4 protein-coding genes are annotated in these 6,380 nt (G+C 61.4%); all 4 read right to left on the minus strand.

The features are described from left to right. Window positions 1–134: 134 nt before the first annotated feature. On the minus strand, window positions 135–1,628 hold the full coding sequence (locus CFR72_RS03580; RefSeq protein WP_110912668.1) for an efflux transporter outer membrane subunit: 1,494 nt from the start codon (window positions 1,626–1,628) through the stop codon (window positions 135–137). Next, a complete protein-coding gene (locus CFR72_RS03585; protein ID WP_110912669.1) occupies window positions 1,628–4,789 on the minus strand; it encodes an efflux RND transporter permease subunit in 3,162 nt (1,053 codons plus the stop codon). Before CFR72_RS03585 ends, CFR72_RS03580 begins: the two co-directional genes overlap by 1 nt. 4 nt (window positions 4,790–4,793) lie before the next feature. Beyond that, the gene (locus CFR72_RS03590) at window positions 4,794–5,942 is read right to left on the minus strand and encodes an efflux RND transporter periplasmic adaptor subunit (RefSeq protein WP_244182157.1); all 1,149 of its coding nucleotides are present in this window, start codon (window positions 5,940–5,942) and stop codon (window positions 4,794–4,796) included. Between the two features lie 35 nt (window positions 5,943–5,977). After that, window positions 5,978–6,380: transposase (locus CFR72_RS03595; RefSeq protein ID WP_146220644.1), on the minus strand; the 403-nt coding region annotated here is incomplete at its 5' end.

A 6,380-nucleotide genomic window follows, 5' to 3' on the forward strand; every position in this document is an offset into this window, starting at 1 on the left:
GTTTTGGGAAAATATTTCATGAAAAGTTAAAAGTTTTCGGGTGCCGCCTTTTTTTAAAAGACAGTGTTCTTCGAAGCTTTTTGAAAAAAGCTTCACCAAAAACTTTTAAATGTTACCGGCCTTTCTGGCACGGCTTATCCTTGCTTGCCCGGATTCTTGGTGGCAGGGGCCGTGTTCTGGACCGTTTTTTCGGTCCATCCGCCACCAAGCGCGCGATAAAGCGTGACAAGGTTCTGGTATTTCGAGACCAGCACGAAGATCTGCCACTGTTGCGCCTGATAGAGTGAGCGCTGGGATTCCAGGGAGGTCAGGTAGGAATCCGTTCCGGCCTCATACCGCATTTTGGCCAGGCGATAGGCATCGGCCGAAGATGTGACCAGCTTGTCCACCTGTTCGCCTTCATCATGGTACGCCGCGCGCGCCGCCAGGGCGTCAGCGACTTCGCGGAAAGCGGTCTGGACCGTTTTTTCATAGGCCGCAACCTTGACGTTACGCATGGCGCGCGACGCCTTCAGGTTGCCGCTGTTCTGCCCCCAGCTCAGCAGTGGTACCTGCAACTGCGGGGAAACGCCCCATGTGGTCGCAGCCGACGTGAACAGTCGATGCGGCTGCAGGCTGCTGATCCCGTCGGACGCGGTCAGGGTGATGCGGGGATAGAACGCTGCCTTGGCCGCGCCGATATCGGCATTTGCAGCCTTCAGGTCATGTTCCGCCGAAATGATGTCCGGGCGGTGTTCCAGCACATCGGACGGCAGGCCGGGCGGCAGGTCACGCAGGACGGTCTGCTGCCCGAAGGGGCTTGCAGGCGGCAGGTTGTCGGGGATCGGCGCACCGATCAGCAGCGTGATGAGGTTTTTGTCCTGCTCCACATGACGCCGGGAATCCGCGGCGAACGCAGCACTCTGTTCCACCTGTGTTTCAGCCTGCCGCAGGGTAAGCTGATCCGCCTCGCCATGTTCGAACTTGGCGCGGGTCATGTCGAGCGTCGCCTGCTGCGATGCCTGTGTCGCCTCGGACAGGTGCAGCGCCTGTTCATCCCCGAGCCATGAGATATAGGCGTTGGCAACCTGCGAAATCACGCTGATCAGCATGGCGCGGGCATTTTCACGCTGCATCAGCGCATGTTCCGCGGCTTCACGCGACAGGCTGCGGATGCGTCCGAACAGGTCGATTTCGTACGACGAAAAGCCAATGCCCATATTGAAGTATTTGAACAGGGGCGGATTGGCCTGCGCATCGAGACCCGGCGCAAAGCTCAGGCCAGCGGCGCTGGACGGGCCCTGGAACATGGCCCCGCCATTGCCGCCAATCTGCGGGAACAGGCCGGCATGCTGGATGTCGAACTGTCCCTGCGCGCGGCGGATATTGGCGGCCGCTTCACGCAGGTCGCGGTTGTCACGGATGGCAATGGCGATCAATGCCTTCAGCCGTGCATCCGTAAAGAACTCCGACCAGCCAAGGTTGGCTGCCAGCGTGTTCTCCCCCACCGCCTGGCTGTCCCCGCCATAGGTCGGCCAGTTCTGGGACACCGGGGCAGCCGGGCGCTTGTAATGTGGGATCATGGTGCAGCCCGCCAGCAGCGCTGCCGCGGTGCCGAGGGCCAGACCATGGAGGGAAGAGCGTTTCATCAGTGGTCTCCCCCCGGGATTTCAGGGGCTGGTGTGGTGGGTTGTTGCGCGCGTTCGCTCATGCGGCGCACCTTGAACAGGCGCAGGACCACGACAAAGAACAGCGGCACGAAATAGACTGCCAGCAATGTCGCCGTCAGCATGCCGCCGACAACGGCGGTGCCAATGGCCACACGTGCGGCCGACCCCGCGCCGGTCGCAATCGCCAGCGGGAAGACGCCGACCACGAAGGCGATCGAGGTCATCAGGATGGGACGCAGGCGTTCGCGTCCCGCCTCCATCACCGACTCTTCGAGTGACCTGCCCTGTTCGAAGAAGGCCTTGGCGAATTCCACGATCAGGATGGCGTTCTTGACCGCCAGCCCCACGGTGGTCAGCAGCCCCACCTGGAAATACACATCGTTGGCAAGCCCGCGCGACAGGGTCGCGGCAATCGCGCCCAGCACGCCAAGCGGAATCACCAGCAGCACGGCGAACGGGATGGCCCAGCTTTCATAAAGCGCGGCAAGGCACAGCAGGATGACGATAACGGCCAGTGCGTAAAGTGGCCCGGTGGACGAACCCGATGCCATCTGTTCAAAGGACAGGCCGGTCCATTCATATCCGATACCTGATGGCAGCTTGGCCAGGATGTCTTTCATGGCCGCGATTGAATCGCCCGAGCTATAGCCGGCCGCAGGCTGCCCCAGGATTTCAAAGGAGTTGAGGCCGTTATAATCCTCCACCTTCTGCGGCCCCATGATCCATGTGCCGGACACAAAGGAATTGAACGGCACGAGGGAGCCGGTGATATTGCGGATATACCATTTGTTCAGGTCATCGGGGATCATGCGGGCGTCGGGTTCGCCCTGGATATAGACCTGCTTCACACGGTCATCGCGCAGGAACTGGTTGACATAGATCGAACCCAGCGCGCCTTCGACCGTGGTGTTGATATCGGCAATGGTCAGGCCAAGCGCGTTTGCCTTCTCACGGTCGATGTCCAGATGGTACTGCGGGGCGTCCTCCATCCCGTTCGGGCGTACCGCGACAAGGCGGGGATCCTTGCTGGCCAGTCCCAGCACCATGTTGCGTGCGGCCAGCAGCTTGTCATGACCAAGATGGCCCCTGTCCTCCAGTTCGAGGTCGAAGCCGCTGGCGTTGCCCAGTTCCAGCACCGCAGGCGGATTGATGGCGAAGATCTGCGCCACTGGATCGGTCCAGAAATGCATCATGATGCGCATCGCGATCGCGGCGGAGGTCTGCGATGCCGCCGGACGTTCGTCCCAGTCCTTCAGGCGGATGAAGAACGCACCCGCCGTCTGTCCCTGCCCGGCGAAGTTGAAGCCGTTCATGGAATAGACGGATTCGACATTCTTCCCTTCGGTCTTGAGGATATAGTCCGCGACCTTGCGGTTGACTATGGCGGTCTGTTCCATCGGCGTGCCGGGGGGCATCGTGATCTGGCCGAAGATCAGGCCCTGGTCCTCGTCCGGCAGGAAGCCCGCGGGAAGCCGCATGAACAGGAAGGCAACACCCGCCGTCACCACCGCAAAGGCCAGCATCCCGGCCCCGGCATGCCCGATGATGCGGGTCACGCCATTCATGTAACCATTGGTCATGCGCGTGAAATGGCGGTTGAACAAGCCTGCCAGCCCCTTGGTCTTTTCATGCGTGCCGGGCTTGAGCATCGTTGCGCACAGCGCCGGCGTGATGACCATGGCCACCAGCACCGACAGCCACATCGCCGCGACGATGGTGATGGAAAACTGGCGGTAGATCACCCCGGTCGAGCCGCTGAAGGCCGCCATCGGCAGGAACACCGCCGTCAGCACCAGCACGATGCCCACCAGCGCGCCGGAGATTTCGTCCATCGACTGGCGCGATGCCTCCACAGGGGAGAGGTTCTTTTCCGTCATGACGCGTTCGACATTCTCGACCACGACGATCGCGTCATCCACCAGCAGGCCCACCGCCAGCACCATGGCCAGCATGGTCAGCGTGTTGATCGAAAATCCCAGCGCCGCAAGGATGCCGAACGTCCCCAGAAGCACGATCGGGACCGCGATGGTGGGGATCAGGGTGGCGCGGAAATTCTGCAGGAAGATCAGCATCACCACGAACACAAGGGCGATCGCCTCCATCAGGGTGATGACGACTTCCTTGATCGACAGCACGATGAACGGTTCCGTATCGAGCGGATAGACCGTCTTCAGGCCGGGCGGAAAGAACTTCTCCAGTTCCGAAATCTGCGCACGCACCGCCGTTTCGGTCGTGAGCTGGTTGGCCCCGGGGGCGAGTTTCAGCGCCATGCCCGAGGCGGGCATGTTGTTGTAGAAGGAATTGGTATTATAGGTCTGCGGCCCCAGTTCCACACGCGCGACATCGCGGATGCGCACCTGTGACCCGTCCTGCTGGACCTTGAGCAGGATCTTCTCGAATTCCTCGGTCGAGGTCAGGCGCGTGGGACCGATGATGGTCGCATCCAGCCGTGCCCCCGCCTTTGCCGGAAGTCCGCCAAGTTCACCGGAGGAAACCTGGATGTTCTGCGACTGGATTGCGGCCTGCACGTCGCCCACCGTCAGGGCGTATTTGTACAGCTTGGACGGGTCGAGCCATATGCGCATCGCGTATTCGGAGCCGAACAGCGTATGGTCGCCCACGCCGGTCACGCGGCTGAGGGGATCGGAAATGTTCGATGCGACATAATCGGCGATGTCCGCGCCGCTCATGCTGTTGTCGGTGGAGATGAACGCGATCACCATCATGAAGTTCTTGACGGCCTTGGTGATGCTCAGCCCCTGTGCGGTGACTTCGGTCGGCAGCCGTGGCTGCGCAAGCTGCAGCTTGTTCTGCACCTGCACCTGCGCGATGTCGGGGTTCGTCCCCTGTGCGAAGGTCAGGTCGATTTCCATCTGCCCCGACGCATAGGACTGCGCGGAGATGTATTCCAGATGGTCCAGCCCGAACATCTGCTGCAGGATGGGGCGCACGACCGTGTTGTTGACCGTATCGGCGGACGCTCCGGGATAGGTCACGCTGATGGCGATCTGTGGCGGCGCGATGGAGGGATACTGTGCGATCGGCAGGGAGAAGATCGACAGCCCGCCCACCAGCATGATGATGATGCCGATCACCCAGGCGAAGACCGGGCGATCGATGAAGAAACGCGAAAGGGACATGTTCTTACCCTGCCTTGCCCGCAGGCTGGGCCTCGACGGGGGTGACGGTCGCACCCGGATGGATTTTCTGCACGCCCACGGTCACGACCCGCTCCCCGCTCTTGAGGCCGTCTGTCACCAGCCAGTTGGTGCCGATGGCCTGCGAGGTCTGGATCTGGCGCAGGTTCACCTTGTTATCCTGGTCCACGACCCAGGCCTGCGGGTCGCCATGGGAATTGCGGCTGACGGCTTCCTGCGGCACCAGCAGCGCCTGCGGGTCCGTCCCTTCGGTCAGTTGCGCATGCACGTACATTCCCGGCAGCAGCAGCTTGTCCGGGTTGGGCATGATCGCGCGCACCACGACGGTGGCGGTCGCTTCATCGACGTTGACTTCGGAAAATTCCATGCGGCCGGCATGTTCGTATGTCGTGCCGTCCTCCAGTTGCAGGGAGATGCTTGCCGCATTGTCCCCTTCGCGCTGCAGGCGGCCCTGCGCCAGTTCACGGCGGAACCGCAGCAGTTCGGTGGCAGGCAGGTTCACGTCAACATAGATCGGGTCAAGGCGCGTGACGATCGCGACATTGTTGCTCTGGTTCGCGATCGCCAGCGCGCCGACCGTCAGGATCGAACGCCCGATCCGCCCGCTGATGGGGGCGTTCATCTTGGTGTAGCCAAGGTCCACGGCGGCACGTTCCACCTGTCCCTGCGCAGTCAGGATTTCGCCCTGCGCTTCCTTCTCCGCAGCCAGGGCGTCATCATAATCCTGCTGGCTGACGGCATGGGCGCGCACCAACTGGCCATAGCGGGTCAGTTTCGCACGGGCCGTCATTTCGGCCGCCTGCGCGCGGACAAGCTGGCCCTTTGCCGAATCATAGGCCGCCTGGTACGGGGCCGCATAGATCTGGTACAGTTGCTGCCCCGACTTGACATCGGTGCCTTCGGTAAACAGCCGCTGTTCGATCACGCCGCTGACCTGTGGACGGACCTGTGCTATTTCAAAGGCTTCCGTGCGGCCGGGCAGGCTGGTGTGGATTTCAACGGGCTGCGCCCTGAGTGTCACCACACTGACCTGCTGTGGCGGCATCGCCGGGGGCGCCGCCTTGCGATTGCAGCCCGCCAGCGCCAGAAGAACAGCAACCGGGGCGATGGCCTGAAAATAGTAATGGCTTTTCACAATCTTGACCTTGCCTTTACAGGGCCTGTTGGGAATTAACGCGAATTGATGATTGCGGCGGTGAGATAAATCATCGCTGCGAATGATCTGTCGGTCTTGTCGCTCCTCATGGCGATGCGCTTGAACTCCTTGAGCTTGCAGAAAAAGTTCTCGATGAGGTGGCGCGCCTTGAACATGGCTCCATCGAACTGGCGTCTGTCGAGGCGGTTTTTGCGCTGGGGAATGACCACGCAGGCCCCTTGCGCGCGTATAGTGTCCACGATCCAGTGCACATCGAACGCCTTGTCGGCAAGAAGTCCCTTGAAATCCGCGGGTTCGAGAAGAGGCGCGACCCCGACTGTGTCGTAATGCTGGCCGGGGATAAGCGTAAAGCGGACCAGATTGCCCAGGGCGTCAGTCATGGCGACGATCTTGGTGGACCATCCCGTCACACTGCGC

Origin of the sequence: Gluconacetobacter entanii (assembly GCF_003206495.1) — a bacterium.
In the GTDB taxonomy this organism is placed as follows: domain Bacteria; phylum Pseudomonadota; class Alphaproteobacteria; order Acetobacterales; family Acetobacteraceae; genus Novacetimonas; species Novacetimonas entanii.